Annotated in this window: 15 protein-coding genes; 9 read left to right on the top strand and 6 right to left on the bottom strand. The window is 73.2% G+C overall.

What is annotated here, in order from left to right:
* Window positions 1-1,795 (top strand): outer membrane exchange accessory lipoprotein TraC (traC, locus tag D7X32_RS23795; RefSeq protein ID WP_120604867.1); only part of this gene is annotated, 1,795 nt, incomplete at its 5' end.
* Window positions 1,796-1,808: 13 nt separating this feature from the next.
* Here traC and D7X32_RS23790 read toward each other — a convergent pair.
* Entirely contained in the window at window positions 1,809-3,059 is a 1,251-nt protein-coding gene (locus tag D7X32_RS23790; protein WP_120604866.1) for an MDR family MFS transporter, read from the bottom strand.
* Between the two features lie 239 nt (window positions 3,060-3,298).
* Here D7X32_RS23790 and D7X32_RS23785 point away from each other — a divergent pair, with 239 nt between their 5' ends.
* Window positions 3,299-4,204 carry an AEC family transporter gene (locus D7X32_RS23785; RefSeq protein ID WP_120604868.1) on the top strand — a complete coding sequence of 302 codons (906 nt, stop codon included), beginning with the start codon at window positions 3,299-3,301 and terminating at the stop codon, window positions 4,202-4,204.
* Between the two features lie 32 nt (window positions 4,205-4,236).
* Here D7X32_RS23785 and D7X32_RS23780 read toward each other — a convergent pair whose 3' ends face one another.
* Window positions 4,237-4,446, bottom strand: a complete 210-nt coding sequence (locus tag D7X32_RS23780; RefSeq protein WP_120604865.1) for a hypothetical protein — start codon at window positions 4,444-4,446, stop codon at window positions 4,237-4,239.
* A 249-nt stretch (window positions 4,447-4,695) separates the two neighbouring features.
* Between D7X32_RS23780 and D7X32_RS23775 the strand changes: the two genes are divergently transcribed.
* Window positions 4,696-4,938, top strand: a complete 243-nt coding sequence (locus D7X32_RS23775; protein ID WP_120604864.1) for a hypothetical protein — start codon at window positions 4,696-4,698, stop codon at window positions 4,936-4,938.
* Window positions 4,931-5,221, top strand: coding sequence for a hypothetical protein (locus D7X32_RS23770; protein ID WP_120604863.1), 291 nt, complete (start codon window positions 4,931-4,933; stop codon window positions 5,219-5,221). Before D7X32_RS23775 ends, D7X32_RS23770 begins: the two co-directional genes overlap by 8 nt.
* 84 nt (window positions 5,222-5,305) lie before the next feature.
* Here D7X32_RS23770 and D7X32_RS23765 read toward each other — a convergent pair whose 3' ends face one another.
* Window positions 5,306-6,493, bottom strand: a complete 1,188-nt coding sequence (locus D7X32_RS23765; protein ID WP_120604862.1) for a hypothetical protein — start codon at window positions 6,491-6,493, stop codon at window positions 5,306-5,308.
* A 104-nt stretch (window positions 6,494-6,597) separates the two neighbouring features.
* Here D7X32_RS23765 and D7X32_RS23760 point away from each other — a divergent pair, with 104 nt between their 5' ends.
* From D7X32_RS23760 to D7X32_RS23745, 4 genes are all read left to right on the top strand, one after another.
* Entirely contained in the window at window positions 6,598-9,708 is a 3,111-nt protein-coding gene (locus D7X32_RS23760) for an MG2 domain-containing protein (RefSeq protein WP_120604861.1), read from the top strand.
* Window positions 9,705-12,077 (top strand): alpha-2-macroglobulin family protein, encoded by a 2,373-nt coding sequence (locus D7X32_RS23755; protein ID WP_208752533.1) that lies wholly within the window; start codon window positions 9,705-9,707, stop codon window positions 12,075-12,077. The genes D7X32_RS23760 and D7X32_RS23755 overlap by 4 nt, the downstream gene beginning before the upstream one ends.
* Before the next feature lie 209 nt (window positions 12,078-12,286).
* Window positions 12,287-13,324, top strand: coding sequence for a trypsin-like peptidase domain-containing protein (locus tag D7X32_RS23750; protein ID WP_120604859.1), 1,038 nt, complete (start codon window positions 12,287-12,289; stop codon window positions 13,322-13,324).
* A gap of 115 nt (window positions 13,325-13,439) precedes the next feature.
* Entirely contained in the window at window positions 13,440-15,791 is a 2,352-nt protein-coding gene (locus D7X32_RS23745; RefSeq protein ID WP_120604858.1) for a hypothetical protein, read from the top strand.
* A 1-nt stretch (window position 15,792) separates the two neighbouring features.
* Here the strand turns inward: D7X32_RS23745 and D7X32_RS23740 are convergent, their stop codons facing one another.
* From D7X32_RS23740 to D7X32_RS23730, 3 genes are read right to left on the bottom strand one after another with little or no spacing between them, the layout of a single operon-like run.
* Window positions 15,793-16,602 carry an SDR family oxidoreductase gene (locus D7X32_RS23740; protein ID WP_120604857.1) on the bottom strand — a complete coding sequence of 270 codons (810 nt, stop codon included), beginning with the start codon at window positions 16,600-16,602 and terminating at the stop codon, window positions 15,793-15,795.
* Window positions 16,603-16,622: 20 nt separating this feature from the next.
* Window positions 16,623-17,414 (bottom strand): ZIP family metal transporter, encoded by a 792-nt coding sequence (locus D7X32_RS23735; protein WP_147450237.1) that lies wholly within the window; start codon window positions 17,412-17,414, stop codon window positions 16,623-16,625.
* Window positions 17,396-18,175, bottom strand: a complete 780-nt coding sequence (locus D7X32_RS23730) for an alpha/beta fold hydrolase (protein WP_120604855.1) — start codon at window positions 18,173-18,175, stop codon at window positions 17,396-17,398. Before D7X32_RS23730 ends, D7X32_RS23735 begins: the two co-directional genes overlap by 19 nt.
* Before the next feature lie 89 nt (window positions 18,176-18,264).
* On the opposite strand from D7X32_RS23730, the gene D7X32_RS23725 reads away from it, so the two are divergent.
* Complete coding sequence (locus D7X32_RS23725) at window positions 18,265-18,810, top strand: nuclear transport factor 2 family protein (protein ID WP_120604854.1); 546 nt, start codon at window positions 18,265-18,267, stop codon at window positions 18,808-18,810.
* The last annotated feature ends 103 nt before the right edge of the window (window positions 18,811-18,913 follow it).

Raw genomic sequence — 18,913 nt, 5'->3', positions numbered from 1 at the left:
CGCCCGACCCCCCCACGTCTCCTCCCGCTGGCTGAGCGCCCTGGCCCTGCTGTCGCTGGTGCTGCTCAGTGGCTGTTCCGCCTTCTCCCGCGCGGTGCGCGAGGGCGACGGCGCCGTGAAGGAGCGTCACTGGGCGGAAGCGGAAGCCGCCTACCTGCGCGCCCTGGCCGCGGATCCAGAGGCCTCCGAAATCACCGTGAAGCTGCGCGCGGTGCGCAAGGAGTGGGGCGCGGAGGTGTACCAGGAGGCCGGCGCCGCCCATGCCTCCGGCGACCTGCCGTCCGCCACCAAGCTGCTGGTGCGCGTGCTGGAGCTGGACCCCGACCACGATGGGGCTCGCGCGCTGCTCGCCCAGACGCTGGAGCAGCGCGTGGGGGTGGCCCTGGGGCTGCTCAAGGAGGAGAAGCTCCAGGACGCCCGCGCGGAGCTGGACGCGGTGCTGGCCGTGTCGCCGGACCACGTGAACGCTCGCAAGGGCGTGGACGCCGTGCAGGTGGCGTGGGCGAAGCGCTTCTTCGCCAGCGCGGACACGCTGGAGAAGGCCGGCAAGCTGGGCAACGCGCTGGTGGCCTACGTGCGCGCGGACCAGGAGCGCGTGGGCGCCACCGCCGCCCGCGAGCGCGCGGAGTCCGTGCGGCAGCGGCTGCGTGACGAGGTGGCCTTCCTGGTGGTGGCCACGCCCGTGGAGGACAACGCCCAGGCCCCCGACGTCGCCCAGCGGCTGAGCGCGGGCCGGCTGGCCGCGGCGCTCCCCACGAAGCTGCCCCTGAAGGTCGTGACGGAGGCCCCCCCGGGCCGCGTGGGCGTGAAGCTGGACCTGTCCCTGGAGCGCGTGCTGCCGCTCAAGGCGGTGGAGGACTCGCAGCGCAGCCAGCGCTACCTCGCGGGCAACCGCTCCGTGCCCAACCCCAAGCGCGGCGACTACGAGAAGAAGCTCCTGGAGACGGAGCGGACCCTGGAGGGCGTGGAGCGCAAGCAGGCCGCCGTGCTGCGCGAGTACCTGCGCGCCCAGGTGGAGCTGGGCACGCTGCGCGACGCCGCCGAGCGCTGCCGCGAGCGGGAGAAGCGCGAGTGCCGCGCGGCCATCCAGGAGTGCGGCGAGGAGGCCCGGGACGCGAAGAGCCCGGGCAAGACGCCCAGCGAGTGCGACCCGGAGCGGTGCTCCGGGCAGTGCACGCAGGATGAAGGCCTGATGTCGATGAAGGCCAAGGCGGCGCGCGTGCTGGAGGTGGCCGTACAGGCGGCGTTGGACAAGGCGGAGCTCCAGCGCTCCGAGGTGCAGCGCAACCGCGACGCCGTCTTCCGCGAGCCCATCACCGTGGAGGAGCCCATGTATTCGGACTTCGTCTACGACGTGCAGCTGCACCGGCTCACCGTGACGGCCACCGTGACGGCGGTGATGCGCGACCTGCTGGCGCCGCAGCAGGTGGCCGCGCCCAACACGCAGGACTACGCGGTGCTGCACGAGGACCTGGCGCACAAGGGCTATGACCGCTACGGCGTGCTCGCGGACCCCGTGCAGCTGCGCAACGAGCTGGAGCTGCGCGTGGACGCGGGCGACAAGGCCGTCGCGGACGTGGCGAAGCACGTGAAGGAGCGCTTCGACCTGTACCGCGGCAAGCGCGTGGAGGACGCCCGGCGCGGCATGGTGCGCCCCGGCGCCGAGGACGTGGTGGAGACCGCCGTGCGCGCGCTGCTGCTCACCGCGGACGCGCCCCCGCAGGACATCCTCCAGCCCGTCGCCCGCGCGCGCGGCCTCACGAAGCCCGAGACCCTCCTCGGCGTCGGGCAGTAGGCCGCCGCCTCTTTCAGTCCAGGCTGGCGCTCATCTCCGGGCGCTCCAGCCGCAGCGTCTCCACCCGGCGCCTGCGCGCGCCCGCGATGGTCAGGTGCCACGCGGCCGCGGCCAGGCCCACGCAGAAGCAGCCCGCCCACAGCGCGGTGGCACCCACGTGGCCCAGCATCGCGCCGCCCAGCGCGGGGGCGACGCTGGACGCGAGCCCCCACATCATGTGGTACGCGCCCTGGTAGCTGCCGCGCAGCTCCGCCGGCGCCAGGTCCGCCACCACCGACGGCGCCACCGGCGACTGCGCCATCTCCCCCAGCGTCCACACCGCCACGGCGACCATGGCCCACGGCACGCTCGCCGGCAGCGCGTGCAGCCCGAAGCCCACCCCCGTCAGCACCCCCGCCAACGCCAGCGCCGTGGAGCGCCGCATCCGGCCCACCGCGCGCGTGACGAATGGCTGGAACGCGACGATGAGCACGCCGTTGACCGCCATCACCAGGCCGTAGTCCGTGGGCGTCAGGCCCCGCGCGGACAGCGTCAGCGGCAGGCTCATGTTGCTCTGGAAGAAGAGCAGCGCCAGCGCGAAGACGGGCAGGCAGAAGGCCAGGTACACGCCGTCGCGGAACGGCGTCAGCACGTCGCCCAGCGTGGAGCGCGCCTGGCGCTCCGCCGCCGCCGGGGGCCGCGTCTCCGGCACGAATATCCAGACGCAGCAGCCGTAGAGGAACGTGGTCACCGCGTCCGCGATGAAGAGCAGCCGGTAGCCCAGCCCCGCCAGCAGGCCCGCCAGCGGCAGCGCGATGGCGAAGCCCAGGTTGATGACCCAGTAGAGCATCCCGTACGCGCGCGCCCGGTCCCGGGGCGGCACCACGTCCGCCACCGCCGCGGACACCGCCGGCCGGTACAGGTCGCCCAGGATGCCCAGGAGGAAGGCCGCCATCGCGATGCGCCCCGGCGTCTCCGAGAAGCCGATGAACAGCATGGCCCCGGACCCCAGCCACAGTCCCCCCGCGAGCGTCAGCCGCCGGCCCACCCGGTCCGCGAGCATGCCTCCCAGGGGCGCCGCCATCACCGCGCCCGCGCCGTTGAGCGCCACGATGAAGCCCGTCTGCTCCACGCTGAAGCCGCGCTCCCGCGTGAGGTAGAGCGCCAGGAACGGCGCGACGAACGACCCCAGCCGGTTCACGAAGGTGCCCACCCACAGGACCCAATACGTCCGTGGCAGGCCACCCCCGCCGAGCGCTCTCAACACCGTGGCAACGGGATTCATGGAGGATGCCCGACGGCCGTGGGGAGGAAGGCCTGACCGCGGGCGCCCGCCAGCATGCGCCCGCGCCCCGCGCGTTTCCATGCGCGCTCCCTCCGACGAGGGAGGTTGGAGCCTCATGCATTCCAGCCGTGCGGAAACGCGACTTCCCCGTGCGTGTCCTCATGAGGCTGGACATCGCTGGCGGGCTCCTCCAGGTTGCCGCGCCAACCCACTCCGGGAAGGCGGGACACAAGGCGGGCATGGGGCAGGTCATCGGACTCCTGGGGATGTGCCTCGTATTGGGAGTGCTGGCGCGCAGGAGCGGCCGCTTCCCCGACGGGACGGCGCCCGCGTTCAACGCCTTCCTCCTCAACGTGTCCCTGCCCGCGCTGGTGCTGCGCGCCATGCACCGGCTGGAGTTCGCGCCCGGGCTGCTGGTGGCCGCCGCGGCGCCGTGGCTGCTCTTCGGGGGGGCGGTGCTGTTCCTGCGGCTGCTCGGGCCCCGGCTGGGCCTGTCGCGCGAGTCGGTGACGGCGCTCATCCTCACTGCGGGGCTGGGCAACACGGCCTTCGTGGGCCTGCCCATGGCCGCCGCGCTGCTGGGGCCCGCCGGCGTGCCGGTGGCGGTGGTGGCGGATCAGCTGGGCTCGTTCATGGTGCTGGCGACGCTGGCCACGCTGACGGCGGCGAGGGCCCGCGCCCAGACGGCGCTGTCCGTCCGCACGCTCGTGCGCAAGGTGGTGGTGTTCCCCCCGTTCCTGGCGCTGGTGGCGGCGCTATTGCTGCGCCCCTTGGCCTTCCCGGACTGGCTGGAGTCCGTGCTCCAGCGGCTGGGCGACCTGCTCACGCCGCTGGCGCTGTTCATCGTGGGCTTCCAACTGCGGCTGAAGGGGATGCGCCCGCGTGTTCCGGCGCTCGCGCTGGGGCTGTCCTACAAGCTGGTGCTCGCGCCGCTGGCGGTGCTGGGCCTGCTGACGCTCCTGCCCGGGCTGGCGCTGGTGGTGAAGCAGGCCACGGTGCTTCAAATCGCCATGGCGCCCATGGTGACGGCGGCCATCCTCGCCGCCGAGCACGAACTGGATCCGGAGCTGGCGGTGCTGATGGTGGGCGTGGGCATTCCGCTGTCCTTCTTCACCGCGCCGCTGCTCCTGTCCCTGGTGCACTGACGGTCAGTGCACCAGGGGAGGGTCGCCCGGGGTCAGGCGAGCGCCATGGTCTCGAAGGAGAGCTCGACGCCGTTGGGCTTCACCTTCATCTGGGGACGCGACAGCACGTGGCAGTGGGCGCAGTAGCCGTGGGCACCCGCTGGCGTGGCCCGGATGGAGACCGCGCCGCCACACATCATGCAGCCCTCGGGAAGATCGAAGTCCGCGAACCGCTCTCCGCTCTGGGTCTCGAATTGAGTCATGCCATTGAGTTAACGCAGGATCCGCCCGACACAAGCAGACCGGCATCGCCCCGCGAGGACCCGGTGTGGCGCCCCGCCCCACCTTTCGGGGACAGAAGGCGGCCCTCCAGGGCATGCCTGCAAACGTTACCGGCCGCCCACCGACTGCTCACCCGCCGACACCGCAACCCATTGGGCGGGCGTGCAGGCGTTGGCACGGGGATTTCATAGCGCACCCCTCGGACAACAACGGGCCGGGGGAGGCGTGGGATGGGTGCAGGGAACACAGTGAAGGTCATGTGCGACCCGAAGGGCTGGCGGGTGGAGGTGGCCCACGCGAAGGGCGTGCGGCGCTACCGGTACGGCAGCGAGTCGCAGGCGCGCTACTTCGCCGCGGTGTTCGAGCTGGGGCCGAGCGTGCTGCCTCCCAAGAACCATGCGCGAAGGCGGCAGGAACCCCGCTTGGCTCTACCCAATGAGGTCTCTTTCGGAGAGGCTTGGCTGCATGAGTGATGCTCCCAAGCCCAAGCCCTTCATCCTCCCCAACCGGCAGCACGTCACCAAGGAGCCGGATCCCGGCGGCCGCTGGTCCGCGCAGTTCCCGGAGATGATTGGTTACACCAGCCAGGGCGGCGGCAAGGTGCCGGCCGACTTCGGGTGGAACACCAACCCCAAGCAGTGGCAGGAAGAGCTGACGCCGCAGACGCTGGCGGAGCGCTTCGAGGAGCTGCGCGTGCTGCCTCCGAAGAAGGAAGCGCCCGCGCTGCCCGCGCCCGCCTCGCCCGCGAAGCCCTGAAGCTCCGGTGAAGCTCCGGTGAATCGCCGGGCCGTCCGCTTCCAGGGCCCCTGAAGCATCGGGGCCCTGTCGAAGCACGGTTCGCTAGCTGAACGGCAGGCTGGACAGCCGCTCGCGGAAGCGGGCGAGCAGGTCGCGTGTCCCGGCCTCGTTGAGCCCCGCCGAGGCCTCCTGACGGCCCTTGCGCAGGAAGGCGTCGAAGGGCGCCGAGCGGCCCGAGAGCGCTCCCGCCGCCGTCACCGCCTCCTCCAGGACTCGCGCCGCGCCGGGGGAGCCCAGCTCCAGGTGCATGTCCACCTGCTCCAGCCGGACGCCGCTCGCCGCCCACACCGCGCGGTCGTGCACGGTGAGCCACGTGCGGGTCAGCTCCTCCATCGCTTCGTCCAGCAGCGCGAGGAAGGGCTCCACGAGTCCGGGCAGCACGTCCGGCCCCAGCGCTGTCTGCGAGCCCGCTTCGCGCAGCCGGCCTCGCGCCGCGACGATCTCCCGCTTCGTGGGGGTCTTCAGCGCGAGCGACGCGGGCAGGGACACGAACGCGGCCAGGCTCTCCTCGGCCTGCCTCGCCAGCGCGGGCCGCTGCGCATCCGTCGCCTTCGCGGCGCGCTCCAGCCGTCCCTGCAGTGAGCGGCGCAGGTCCGCCGCCGCGCCTCGCAGGGCCACGCGCGCGCCCACCTGGTTCGCGTAGCCGGGCACCACGTCCTCGCGGCGCACGTCCGCGAAGGCGGCGGCGGTGAGGTACACGAGGTCGCCGATGCGGTTGCGGAAGTCCGCGCGCGACGCGGCCAGCTCCGACATGAGCGTCCAGCGGTCGCTCACCACCTCCGGCCGGCGCATCTGCACGCCCAGCTCCTGCACGCGCTTGGACAGCCGTTCCGCGCTGGCGTGCAGCACGGCCTCTGCTTCCTGCGACAGGCGCTCATCGGAGCTCGCGGGAGGCGGGGCCCAGCCGCCGTCGTTCGAAGCGGCGGGGCGCGCGGGCGGAGGGAAGGCGTCGCGGATGGCGACCACCAGCCGGTTCACGTCCACCAGCGTCTCGCCGATGGCGGGCGCCATCGTCTCCCACAACGACAGGTCCGCGGCGTCGTCGGGTTCGGCGGTGGTGGGCTCGTACTTCACGATGCTCAGGTGTCCCAGCCGGTCGATGGCGACGGCGGCCGCCTGGTAGACCTTGCGCAGCCGCGCCGCGAAGTCGCGGTCCATCAAGGCCTCGAGCAGGGCATCGAGACGGGGCGGCAGGGCATCCTGCGGAGGACGGTTCTTCGGCGCGACCATGGCGCGTCACCCTAGCCCACCCACCCCACGGATACGTCAACGGGGGGACGTGGGGACCGGCTCCCCGCTTTCCGGCGTACAGTGGACAGACGGGGAGAAAACGCATGACAGGTGGCATCCAGCGACGGCGATGGGTGGCCAGGGGGCTCGGGCTGTTGCTCGTGGGCGGAGGCCTGACCTATCTGGCTTCCGGGCGGTGTCTGTCCGCCTGGATGTTCCAGGGCGTGGACGCGCCCTCGTGTCCGGACGGCGAGTTCCGCCAGACGGTGAGCGTGTACGCCAGCGGCCTCGCGCGAGGTCACTCCGCGCAGGTGACCGTCTCGGCGCAAGCGCACGGGGTGGACACGGAGGGAGGCGAGCTCCACTCCCCCGTGGTCCGGGGCACGGCGGCGCTGTTCCTGGTGGACGCATCCGGCAAGGAGACGCCGCTGCCGTTGGACGCCAAAGCCAGTTGGTCGCGCGGCGATCCAGGCTACCTGTCGGCACCGGTGACGCTGCCCCAGGTGCCGGACGGCGACTACCAGCTGCGCGCACGCGTCACCACGCCGCTGGGCGCCGGCATGGTGGACTCACCGCTGCCCCTGTACGCGCCCGCGCGGGTGCGCGTGCTGACGGACCGGCCCCTCTATGAGCCCGGGCACCGGGTGCGCTTCCGCGCGGTGGCCCTGCGCGCGAAGGACCTGTCGCCGCTGGATGGAAGGCCGGGGACGTGGAAGGTGACGGATCCCTCCGGCGAGGTGGTGCTGGAGGAGCGCGCGCCCGCGGGCAACTGGGGCGTGGTGGCCGGGGACTTCCCGCTGGACCGCGGCGCGCCCACGGGCACGTGGACGGTGGCGTGGTCGAGCGGCGGCGCGGAGGGCTCCGAGACCTTCACGGTGGAGCCCTTCACGCTGCCGCGCCTGCGGTTGGAGGCGAAGAGCCCCCGGCCGTTCTGGCGCGCCAACGACACGCCGGAGGTGACGGGACAGGTGTCGTACGCGTCCGGCGCGCCGGTGGCGGACACGGACGTGACGCTGGCGTGGAGCCACGCGGGCGCATGGCCCCCTCCGACGGAGTGGCTCCGGGGGGAGCTGCCGACGAAGGCGCGCACGGATGCCTCCGGCCGCTTCCGCGTGACGCTGCCGCGCGTGCCCCAGGACCTGCGCGGACAGGCCACGCTGAGCGCGAACGTGGAGGCGAAGGACCCCACGGGCGAGCCGGTGCGCGGCGCCGTGTCGCTCCTCTTGTCCGAGGACGCGCTGGCCGTGTCCTCCGTGACGGAGCTGGAGGACGGGCTGGTGGCGGGCTTCAGCAACCGCGTCTACCTGCGCGCCACCACCGCCTCGGGGCAGGTGCTGCCGGGCGCGGAGGTGACGGTGGCGCGTGCGTGGGACCCTCGCGACCAGGGCGTGAGCGCGGTGGCGGACGAGGACGGCGTGGCCGCCTTCCAGTTGGATCCCGGCCCCGCGGTGAACGTGGTGGTGCCGCCGCTGCCGGTGCGCGTGCAGCCGCGGCGGCCGCCCGTGTCGCTCGTGGCGTCGCGGGACCTGTTGAGCGCGCAGGCGGGGCAGTCGTCGCTGGAGGATCAGCTGGCGCTGGAGCGGATGCTGCCGGTGCTGCATCCCTGTGCGCGCTTCGTCGATCCGTCCTCCGGCGCCGCCATGGCGGAGTTCGCGGTGCGGGTGGGCGCGTCCGGGCAGGTGCTGGACGTGGCCGGCGCGGAGGAGGGGCTGGACGCGTGCATGGCGTCGGCGCTGCGCGCGAAGGGGCTGCCGGCGGGCGCGGAGCGGATGCTCCAGCTGCGCTTCCAGGCCATGGATCCGGGCCTGCCCTCGCTGCGGTGGAACACGGCGGCCGCCTTCGGTGACGAGGAGGGCCTGAACGAGGGGCTGACCACCGCCGTGCTGGATGCGCGCGCGTGTCTGCCCCCCACGTTGGACCGCGCGGTGGCCCTGCCCGCCGCGATGACCTGGCGGCGGTGGGCGGACAAGCCGGAGCTGACGCTGTCCTGGGTGCAGGAGCCCGCGCGGGAAGACGCGCTCCCGGCGACGGTGCTGGCGTGCGTGAAGGAGCGCTTCGCGCGCATCCGCGTGCCGGCCTCGACGCAGGCGGAGCTCCAGTCGGGACGGAGGCCGTCGGAGGCCATGGGCGTGGTGCGCTTCATCGCGCAGCCCACGTATGGCGGAAACGGCGTGCCCCGCCCGCCCCAGGCCACCACGTTCCTGGGCTACGAGTTGAAGGTCCGCGCCAAGTGGGACGGCCAGGACATGGGCGAGACGAAGTTCGTGCTGCGCCCCGCGCGCCTGCCGCCGCTGCGCGCCCGCGTGACGCCGGTGCTGGCGAAGGCGGGCGAGTCCGTGAAGGTGGAGCTGCTGCGCGGCCCCGGCTTCTCGGGCGAGCTGCCCAAGACGCTGGTGCTGGTGGCGGGGCAGGCGCGGCTCAAGGAGATGATGGATCCGGCCACGCGTTCGGCGCGCTTCACGCTGCCCAAGGACTTCGAGGGCTGGGCGGAGGTGGAGGGGGGGACGGCGACCGCGCGCGTGTACGTGGCGCCTCGCGCGGCGCTGTCGGTGGAGGTGTCGCCGGACAAGTCCGCGTACGCGCCCGGAGAGCTGGCGCACCTCCAGGTCCGCACGCGCGTGGACGGCAAGGACGGCGAGGCGGCGGTGGGTCTCTTCGGCGTGGATGAGACGCTCGCCCAGCTGGCGCCGCTGCCGGGCGCGGATGCGCTGGATGGGCTGCGGCCCGCGCCGTCGGTGGCGACTCCGGCCTTTGGCGTGCTGGATGGCCAGGCGCTGGCCATGGGGCGCATCCGGGGCGCGAACGCGGCCGCGGCGGCGCTGCTGCGCGTGACGGCGGTGCCTACGTTGGAGGACATGGAGACGCCCCTGTCGGCGAACGCCACCAGCCCCTTCTCTCCGGACGCGGAGCTGACGGAGCCCTTCTACGCGGTGCTGACGGAGCTGCACGCGCGCACGCGCAAGTGGGAGGAGACTGCTCCCTCGGGTGAGACGTTGGACCCGGCGGGGCTCGCGCGGCTGTGGGCGGAGTCGCTCGCCGCCTGCGAGCAGCGCGGACAGAAGGTGACGGATGCGTTCGGCCGCAAGCTGCGGCTGTCTCGCCTGCCGCAGGACCTGCTGGCCCTGACGGATCCGCGCGCGGTGGTGGTGAATGGAACGCGGTTGCCGGAGGACGTCGTGAACTGGGGCGCGTGGGTCGCCCGGGAGGCGCCATGAAGCAGCGCTCGTGGATGTCCGGGGCCGTGGGCCTCGGGGTGGGGTTCGTGCTGGGCGGGATGACGCTCGCGCTGGTGGCGGGGGATTTGATCCGCCGCACCATGGGACAGTCCGCCGCCGCGCTCGCGGGGAATGCGGCGCCGGGAGGGGTCTTCGACGGCGAGGCGTCTGGCGCCCTGAAGAAGACGATGAAGAGCTTCGGCTCGGCGAACTCGTACGACGAGCAGGTCGGGTCGCGAGGTGGCGGCGGCCGTGCCGAACCTCCGCCGATGCCCGCCGCGGCGCCCGTGGCCGAAATGGCGGCACCTCCGGAGCAAGAGGTGGATGCGAAGGAGGGCGGCATCAAGGACAAGGGCGGCGCGGCCGCGCCCACCCGCGCGTGGTTCCCGGAGACGTTCCTCTTCGAACCCCTGGTGGTGACGGACGCGAACGGCGTGGCGACGGTGCCGGTGCGCGTGCCGGACCGGCTGACGCAGTGGCGGGTGCTGGCGCTCGCGCACTCGCGCTCCGGCGCGCAGGCGGGGGCGGTGACGTCCTTCGCGGGCACGCTGCCCACGTACGTGGATCCGGTGCTGCCGCCCTTCCTGCGCGCGGGCGACACCGTGCGCCTGCCGGTGCAGGTGGTGAACACCACCGACAAGGCGGTGGAGGCCGCGCTCAAGTTGGACGTGAAGGGAGCGCAGGTGGAGGCCGGCACGCGCACGGTGCGGGTGCCGGCGCGCGGCAGCGTGGTGGAACTGGTGACGGTGAAGGCCGGAGGCGCGGGGCCGGTGACGGTGCGCGCCTCGCTGGGGGACACGGACGCGGTGGTGCGCGACTTCGACGTGTGGGCCACCGGGCAGCCCGTGGTCCAGACGCGCGGCGGTTCGCTGGCGGCGCCGCGCACGCTGTCCCTGAATGGACCCGCGGACGCGCAGGCCGGCAGCGAACGGATCCGCTTGCAGGTGTTCCCGGGCGCGCTGGGCGTGATTCGCGCGGAGCTGGCGGCGGTGGAGCGCCGGCCGGTGGACGTGGCCGGGGACGCGTACGCGCTGCTGCTCGCGGGCCAGGCGCCGCAGCTGCTCAAGGCCCTGGGTGAGACGGCGGACCCCGCGGTGATGAAGGCGCTGGCGCTGGTGGCGACGCAGCGGGTGCTGCGTGCGGCGCGGGCGCCGTCGGTGGACGTGGCGACGCGAATCGCGGAGGGCGCGCTGGCCCACCCGGACAACCCGGTGCTCGCGCGGCTGGGCGAGCGGCTGGTGGCGCAGGTGGCCCAGGCGCAGCGGCCGGACGGCACCTGCCAGGGCGGGGATGGCTGGACGCTCCAGCGGCTGCTGGTGGCGACGGCGGACTGCGCCCGCACGGTGCGCGCCGCGTCAGTCACCCCGGAGGGCAAGCAGCGCGCGGCGGCCTTCAGCGTGCGCGCGTCGGGCGTCTTCGAGCGCTACCTGCCGCAGGTGAAGGACGGCTACACGGCGGCGGTGCTGCTGGCGGAGGGCGCGGCCGAGGGCAGCGTGGCGGACGCCCTGCGCACCCGCGTGCGCGAAGCGCTCAAGTCCGGCCCGGACGGCAGCGCGTGGCTGCCGGTGGAGCAGGACACGGTGCGTGCGGACGGGCAGGTGCCCTCGGCGGCGGAGGCCACGGCGATGGCGGTGCTCGCCCTCCAGGGTGATGCGAAGGCGCCGCTCGCGGACCTGGGGGCCTGGCTGCTCGCGCACTACACGCCGGGCCTGGGCTGGGGGGATGGGCAGGCGAACCGCGTGGGCTTGCGCGCGGCGCTGGCCCTCTTCAAGGATCCGCTGCCTGCCCAGGTGCGCGTGACGGTGGCGCGCGACGGACAGGTCGTCACCGAAGGCACCTACGACACGAAGGCGCTGCGCGAGGTGCTGGCGCTGGAGGCCGCCGCGCCGGGCTCCGCGGGGACGCACGTGTGGACCGTGCGCGCGGAGCCCGCGGTGCCGGGGCTGGGCTTCTCGCTGGCGCTGTCCGCGGCGGTGCCGTGGAAGAGCGAAACCCGGGGCGGGCTGCAGCTGGCCGTGACGGGGCCGAAGGAGGCGCGCGTGGGACAGCTGGCGAACATGCGGGTCCAGGTGGGCGCGCCCTCCTTGCTGCCGCTGCGCTTCGAACAGGACCTGCCCGCGGGCGTGCAGGTGGATCCCGCGAGCCTGGACGCGTTGGTGTCCTCCGGACAGGTGACCGGCTGGGACGTGCAGGATGGTGCGTTGTCATTGGACCTGGCTCCAAGGGAGCAGGGCGCGCCGGTGCAGGTGGAGTTCCGCGTGCTGCCCACGCTCGCCGGGACGTTGCAGGCGGGCGCGGCGCGGCTGGGCGTGCCTGGCCGTCCGGACATCACCGCGTCGCTGCCGCCTTCCACCTGGGCGGTGCGCTGAAGCCCGCTGGCGCCGTGGGGTCATTCTCCACTCACGGCGCCGGTGCAGGCCCCTTCCGTCTGGGGGCGGAGGCGGGTGGAATGCGCGCCTCGCGCGCGGCAGGGGCCCGGCCCGCCAAGCGCTCCACGCCCGGTGCAATCGCGGCCCGCATGCGTACACTGCAAGGCGCACGGCGGGTGTGGATATCGCGCGGCCGCGAGAGGAAACGGATGGAGCTTGAAGGCTCCGAACAGGAGGAACTGACCCACGCCCTCCTGGGCGCGTTCACCTCGGTGGAGGAACTCCACCGGATGGTCGAGGTGAAATGCGGCCGCAGCCTGGTGCCCCCCGTCGAGTGGGAGGGGCCGGCGCGGGCCCGGGCGCTCGTGCGCACCGCGGAGGCGGAGGGGTGGACGGACGTGCTGGTGCGCGGCGCGCACGCGGCGGCGCCGGGCCATCCGCGCATCCGCCGCTTCCTGCAGAGCTACCTGTCCTCCGTGCAACGCAGCGTGCCTGGCAGTGCCCTGGCGCGCATCGTCCAACAGTCCAGGCTGGCGATGACGCCGGAGGTCTGGCGCGACCGGCTGACCCTGCTGTCGCGGCGCGTGTGCCGCGTGGAGCTGGAAGGGGGCCGCGCGCTGGGCACGGGCTTCCTGGTGGCGCCGGACGTGGTGCTGACGAACTCGCACGTCATCGAGCACCGGCTGCTGGAGGCGCTGCGCGTGCGCTTCGACCTGAAGGTGTTGCCGGACCGCATCGCGGTGCACCCGGGCCGGGTGTACGCGGTGACGGCGTGCCTGGCGCAGAGCCCGCACAGCCCGGCGGACCTGATGCATCCGCGTCCGCGCGAGGCCACGCGCGACGAACTGGACTACGCCTTTCTGCAGATCCAGGACGCCCCCGGCGAGGACCGGCTGGGGGACCGGCCGCGCGGCTTCATCCCGCTGGCCCCGTCGCCGTCCACGGCGTTCGCGCCCGGCGCGCTGGCGCTCGTGGTGCAGCACCCGAAGGGCCGGCCCATGCAGGTGGCGCTGGACACGTTCCAGGCGGTCAACCGTTCACACACGCGCGTCACGTACTGCACCAACACGCACCCGGGCTCGTCCGGGTCGCCGTGCTTCACGCCGGACCTGGACCTGGTGGCGCTGCACCACAGCGGAGACCCTCGCCCCGGTCACGAAGCCGCCGAGGACGACGAAGGCATCCCCCTGGACACCATCCGCGCCAGCCTGTCCGCCAACGTGCTGCGCCGCCTGGGCTGGTACTGAACGCGCCTGCTACACGCCTGTGATTCGTCCTCGGCTCCGCGCGCGGACGAACATGCGGGGCCGGGGGAGGGGACTGCTATCGTCCTTGCGCATGAGCCTTCCCGCTCGATGCTTCATGGCCGCGAAGGTCCTGCTCCGCGCAGGCATGACGCTGGCGTGCGCCGTGCTCTGCATGCTGCCCGTGCTCGCGGACGCGGCGCCGCGCTTCGGCCTCGCGGGCCTGTCCTCCAACAACCAGCTGCGTCTGCGCACGTCCACCGCCCACCTGGAGACGGTGCTGCGCGTGGACCTGCTGCCCTCGTCCACGGACGCGTCTCCGGACTCACCGCGCGACGCGGCCGCGGAGGCCACGCGGGTGACGGTGCTGGTGGATCCGCTGCTCGCGGCGGACGGCACGCAGGTGCCGGTGACGGTGCGCGTGGGAACGGCGGAAGGCGCGGCGGACGTGCCCATCTCCGTGCGGCAGCCCGTGTCGGTGACGCTGTCCGCGGATCTGCCCGCGGCGGGTGACTACCAGGGCCGCGTGGTGCTCCTGGGCGACGGCGCGCGGGAGGTCACCCCGCTCGTCGTGCAGCGGGTGTCCGCGGCGCCCACGGTGCAGTTCTATCCGGTGGCGCCCGCGCGGGGTTGGACGCTGGGGCCCTTCTCCGGCAAGGCCACGGTGCGGCTCACCTTCCGGGAGACGGCGGGCGTGGGCGGCGAGGTGGGGCCCGCGGCGGTGGTGCAACTGGACCGCAAGGCGGGCGGCACGGGGGATGGCGCGGCGCCCGTGCAGGCGCAGGACGCGAAGTGGTTCTTCCGCGGACCGGACGGCCAGCCGCAGGGCCCGGGCAAGGAGGGCGTCCTCCAGGTGCCCGCCTACGGCACCGGCCTGCTGAGCCTGGACGTGGGCGACCTGCCGGAGTCTGGCGAATACACCGGCACGGTGCGGCTGCTCGTGCCGGAGGGCGCGGCGGTGGAGCAGTCCTTCACCGTCTGGGTGAAGACGCCCGCGATGTTCGGCGCGTTCCTCATCTTCCTGGGCGTGGTGACGTCCGCGGCGGTGCGCTTCTACGTGCAGCGCGTGCGCCCGCGCGTGAACCTGCGCAGCCGCGCGGAGGCCGCACGCCAGAAGCTGCAATCGCTGGTGCCCGCCCGCCCGCTGGAGCGCGAGGCCGCCGTGGCCGCGTCGCTGCGCCGTCAGGTGGATACGCTCCTCGCGGACATCCAGCGGCCGCTGAGCGGGCTCGTCGTGCAGGACTCCGTGCTCGCCCTCTTCGAGGCGCGCCTCCAGCTGTTCTCCCTCTGGTCCGTCCTGCTGCGGCAGCTGGAGGGACTCAAGGGCGTGGCGCTGCTGGACTCGGAGCGCAAGCTCAAGGCCGTGGAGACGCTGCTCCAGAACGATGAGGCCACGTCCGCGGACTTCAGCGAACAGGCGCAGCTGTTGCGCACGCTCGACCTGGAGGCCGTGGCCCGCGCGGTGCTGGAGGCGCGGCTGACGGAGCTGGAGCAGCAGTCGCGGACGCTGGCCTCCCAGCGCGGGGATGATCCGGTGAGCCGCCGGCTCCAGGGCGAGCTGCCCCTGTATGTGCTGCGGGCGCGTCAGCAGCTGCCGGGGCCCGACCTGGAGGCGTCGCGCCGGCTGGTGGAGACCGCGCGCGAGGCGTTCCTCGAAATCCTCCTGACGGACCTGGAGGACGCCCTCACCACGAAGGAGCTGCCCGGTGGCTTCAGTCAGGAGGAGTGGGCGGCGCTGCGCCTGCGCGTGGGCGAACAGCTGGCCCGGGCGCGGGCTCGCATGCAAGCCAGCGTGGACGAGGCGTTCCTCTACTACCAGTCCGCGCACGCGCTGTACCTGCGAGAACTGGTGGACAACCTGGAAGAGGCGCTGACGCAGCTCCAGGCCCAGGCTGGTGGCGGGCTGCACGCCCTCGAGGACTGGCAGACGGAGGTGGACGCGCGGCTGGCCGCGGCGCGAGCGCACCTGGACAAGGGCGAAGCGAACCTGGCCGCGCCGGAGTACCGCGCCGCCCGTGAAGACTTCGCACGCCACATCACGCCCGCGCCGCCCCCGGTCGCCATGGGTGGCCGGATGGCCATGGAATCCGTCCCCTCCGCCGTGACGCTGGACCCCTTCTCGCAGCCACCCGTGCAGTCACCGCCGCCTCCGCTGCCCGGCGGACCCGCCAGCGGGAACCTCTCGCCCCTACCGCCGTCGTCCACGAAGACGAGCACCGACGTGCTGGTGAGCCTGGACTGGATTCCCCTGCCGCGCTCGCGCGACCTGTGGAAGGTGGAGCTGGCGGTGCTGGGGATGATGTCCATCATCGCGGTGCTGCTGGGGCTCCAGGTGTTGGACGTCTTCGCTCCCACCTGGGGCGGCTCCGGTGGGTGGATGACCGCCTTTCTCTGGGGCTTCGGCCTGCATCAGGTGGGCAACGCCACCTTCGACGGCCTGTGGGGCATGGTGTCGCGGCTGGAGAAGTAGCTCAGGCCTTCTTGCCGCGGGTGGCACGCGCGGCAAGCCGGTCCACCAGCGCCGGCGCCACCAGCTTGAGCACCAGGCCCACGCGGCCGGTGAGCGTCATCACCACCTCGCGCTCGCGGCGCTCCATGGCGCGCAGGATGAGGGCCACGCAGGTGTCCACGTCCATGGTGGGGCCCGACTCGTCGCGGGGGCTCTGTCCCAGGGGCTGGCCTTCCGGGCCCAGCGCGTGCGCGCGGATGTCCGTGGCCACGAAGCCCGGCGACACCACGAGCACGTCGGTGCCGGTGCCCAACAGTTCGATGCGCAGCGAATCGAAGAAGCCCTGCATGGCGTGCTTGCTGGCGGCGTAGCCCGTGCGCATGGGCACGCCCGTCTTGCCCGTCAGGGACGACACGGCGACGAGCAATCCCTTTCGCGCCTGGATGTGCGGCAGCGCGTGGAAGGTGCAGTGCACCGCGCCCAGGTAGTTGATGCGCATGAGGCGTTCGTAGAGGCCCAGGTCCTTCACGTCCTCGAAGCGCGAGTGCATGGTGATGCCCGCGTTGTTGACGAGCACGTCCACGCCGCCGAACGCCTCCACCGTGCGCTCCACCAGCCGGCGGCACGCCTCCGGGTCGCCCACGTCGGTGGGCACCGCCAGCGCCTTGCCACCCGCGGCCTCGCACCGCGCCTTCACGCGCTCCAGCGCCTGGGCATCGCGCGCCGCCAGCACCACGTTCGCGCCCCGGCCGGCCAGCGCCACCGCCAACGCCTCGCCGATGCCCGCCGAGGCACCAGTGACAATCACGGACTTTCCTTGCATGGCCCTCATCCTCTCAGGGGCGCGGCCCTTCAGCCATGGCCTCCCGCGAAGGCTTCCGCGAAGTGCAGCCCGCCAATGAGCAGCAGCCCACACAGGAAGCCCACCACGCGCTGGCGCGAGTCCGGGCCCCGGCGCAGTTCAGGCAGCAGGTCCACCGCGCCGATGTAGAGGAACGAGCCTCCGGCGATGGCCAGCACGGTGCCCTGGAGCGAAGGCAGGTACCGGGTGCCCAGGAGCACGCCCGCCGCGCCCACCGCCGCGGTGAGCTGCACCGCCGCCAGCGCGACGAGCGACCGGGCGCGAGACCAGCCCGCGGCGCGCAGGAGCGCGTAGTCGCCCACCTCCTGCGGCAACTCGTGGACGATGACCGCGAACGCGGTGGCGAAGCCCGCCTGCGGCGACACGAGGAACGCCGCCGCGACCGCCGCGCCGTCACCCACGTTGTGCAGCGCATCCGACGCGAGCAGCGCGCTGGGGAGCGTGGGCGCGCCCGGGTGCGCATGCCCGTGCGCGTGTCCGGCGGCGACCTCCGCGTCGTGGTGGTGATGGCCCAGGGCCCACTCCATGAGCGCCAGCGCGACGAAGCTGGCGAAGGCCCACGCGAACGCGGCTTCACCCCGCGCCTCCACCGCCTCCGGGAGCACCTCCAGGAACACGGTGCTCAAGAGCGTGCCCGCGGCGAAGGCCACCAGCGCGGGCAGCCGCCGCTGCAGCCAGGGCTCGGACAGCACCCCGCCCGCGAGCCCGGCCAGGCCGTCCAGCCCCACGGCGATGAAGACGAGCAGGACGGTGTTCGCATCCATCAGGGAGCCATCAGCCACGCGAGCACGGCCTGGGGACTGTCCACGTGCACGAAGTGGCCCGCGTCCGGGAGGAAGGCCACGGGACAGCCGCCCTCCTCCATGCGCCGCGCGCTCTCCTCGGACACGTACCGGCTGCGGCCGCCACGGATGCAGCGCAGGGGCGGGTGGACGGGGCGCTCCACCGCGGGCCACAGGTCCTCGCCGTTGACGCGCCGGTGGAGGCGGTGGAGGGCTTCGCGGTCGAAGCGCCAGCGCACGCCGTCACCGTCCGGCGCGAGGTTCATCAGGAGCCAGTCCGAAAGCCCCTCCGACAGGCCGTTGCCGGTGAGGTCCGCGCGCAGGGCCTTGCGGCTGTCGGCGCGGGGCGGGGCCTTCAGGAGGATGTCCAGGACATAGCCGCTCTCCGACAGGTCCAGCGGCACGGGGCCGGGCGCGATGTCGAGCAGCGCCACGCTGCCCACGCGTTCGGAGGCATCCAGGCTCGCGGCGAGTGACACGCGGCCGCCCAGCGAGTGGCCCACCCAGTCCACGGCGCCGGTGAAGCCCTTCGCGTCGAGTGTGTCCACGACGTCGCGCGCGAGCGTGGTCAGGTCCGCGTCCGGGGGCAGGGCCGAGGAGGTGCCGTGGCCGGTGAGGTCGGGCAGGAGGATGCGGCGGCGCGGGTCGGCCTGGGTCCACGCGACGGCCAGCGAGCGCAGGTTGCGGCCCGTCCCGAGGAAGCCGTGCAGCATCACCGTGAGCACGTCGCCCGTGCCCACCTGGAAACTTTCGAGCACCACGCCACCACCGCCTTGTGTCGCATGCCTTGACCTGTGGGCACGCTGTGCCGCTTCATACCGCGAACCCCTCTTTCGTCGAGGTGCACCCGATGGCATCCGTCTCCTGGTTGTTGCTGGCGCTTGGCGCCAACCCCGTCGTGGCGCCGGCCCAGGCCCCGCAGCAGGCCCCGGCCGACCCCAAGGTCGCGGTGGCCACGGTGCTGGATGACTGGCACCGCGCGGCGGCGGTGGCGAACGAGCCGCGCTACTTCGCGTTCTTCACCCCGGACGCGGTCTTCATGGGCACGGACGGCGAGGAGCGCTGGACCGTGGATCAGTTCCGCGTGTGGGCGAAGCCCTACTTCACGAAGGGCAAGGCGTGGTCGTTCAAGTCGGTGTCCCGCAACGTGTTCTTCTCCAAGGACGGCCAGGTGGCCTGGTTCGACGAGGCGCTGGACACGCCCAACCTGGGCCCCGCGCGCGGCAGCGGCGTGCTGGTGAAGGACGCGTCCGGCTGGAAGATCGCCCAGTACAACCTCTCCGTCCCCATCCCCAATGATCTGATGGGCGAGGTGACGAACCGCATCGCCACGTACTCGAAGACAAAGGCAGCCACACCGCCCGCGCCTGCGCCGAAGCCCGCGCCGAAGCCCTGAGCGCGATGCCCGTGTGCGTCATGGCCGGAAGCCATGACAGAACCATGACAAACGCATGGCGGAGCTGAGGCCCTCCGCCATTTCCTACGCTGTAGGTTGGTGA

The organism is Corallococcus carmarthensis (assembly GCF_003611695.1).
Taxonomy (GTDB): domain Bacteria; phylum Myxococcota; class Myxococcia; order Myxococcales; family Myxococcaceae; genus Corallococcus; species Corallococcus carmarthensis.
The sequence above is the reverse complement of the archived record's forward strand: the minus strand, read 5'-3'. Positions and strand labels throughout refer to the sequence as shown.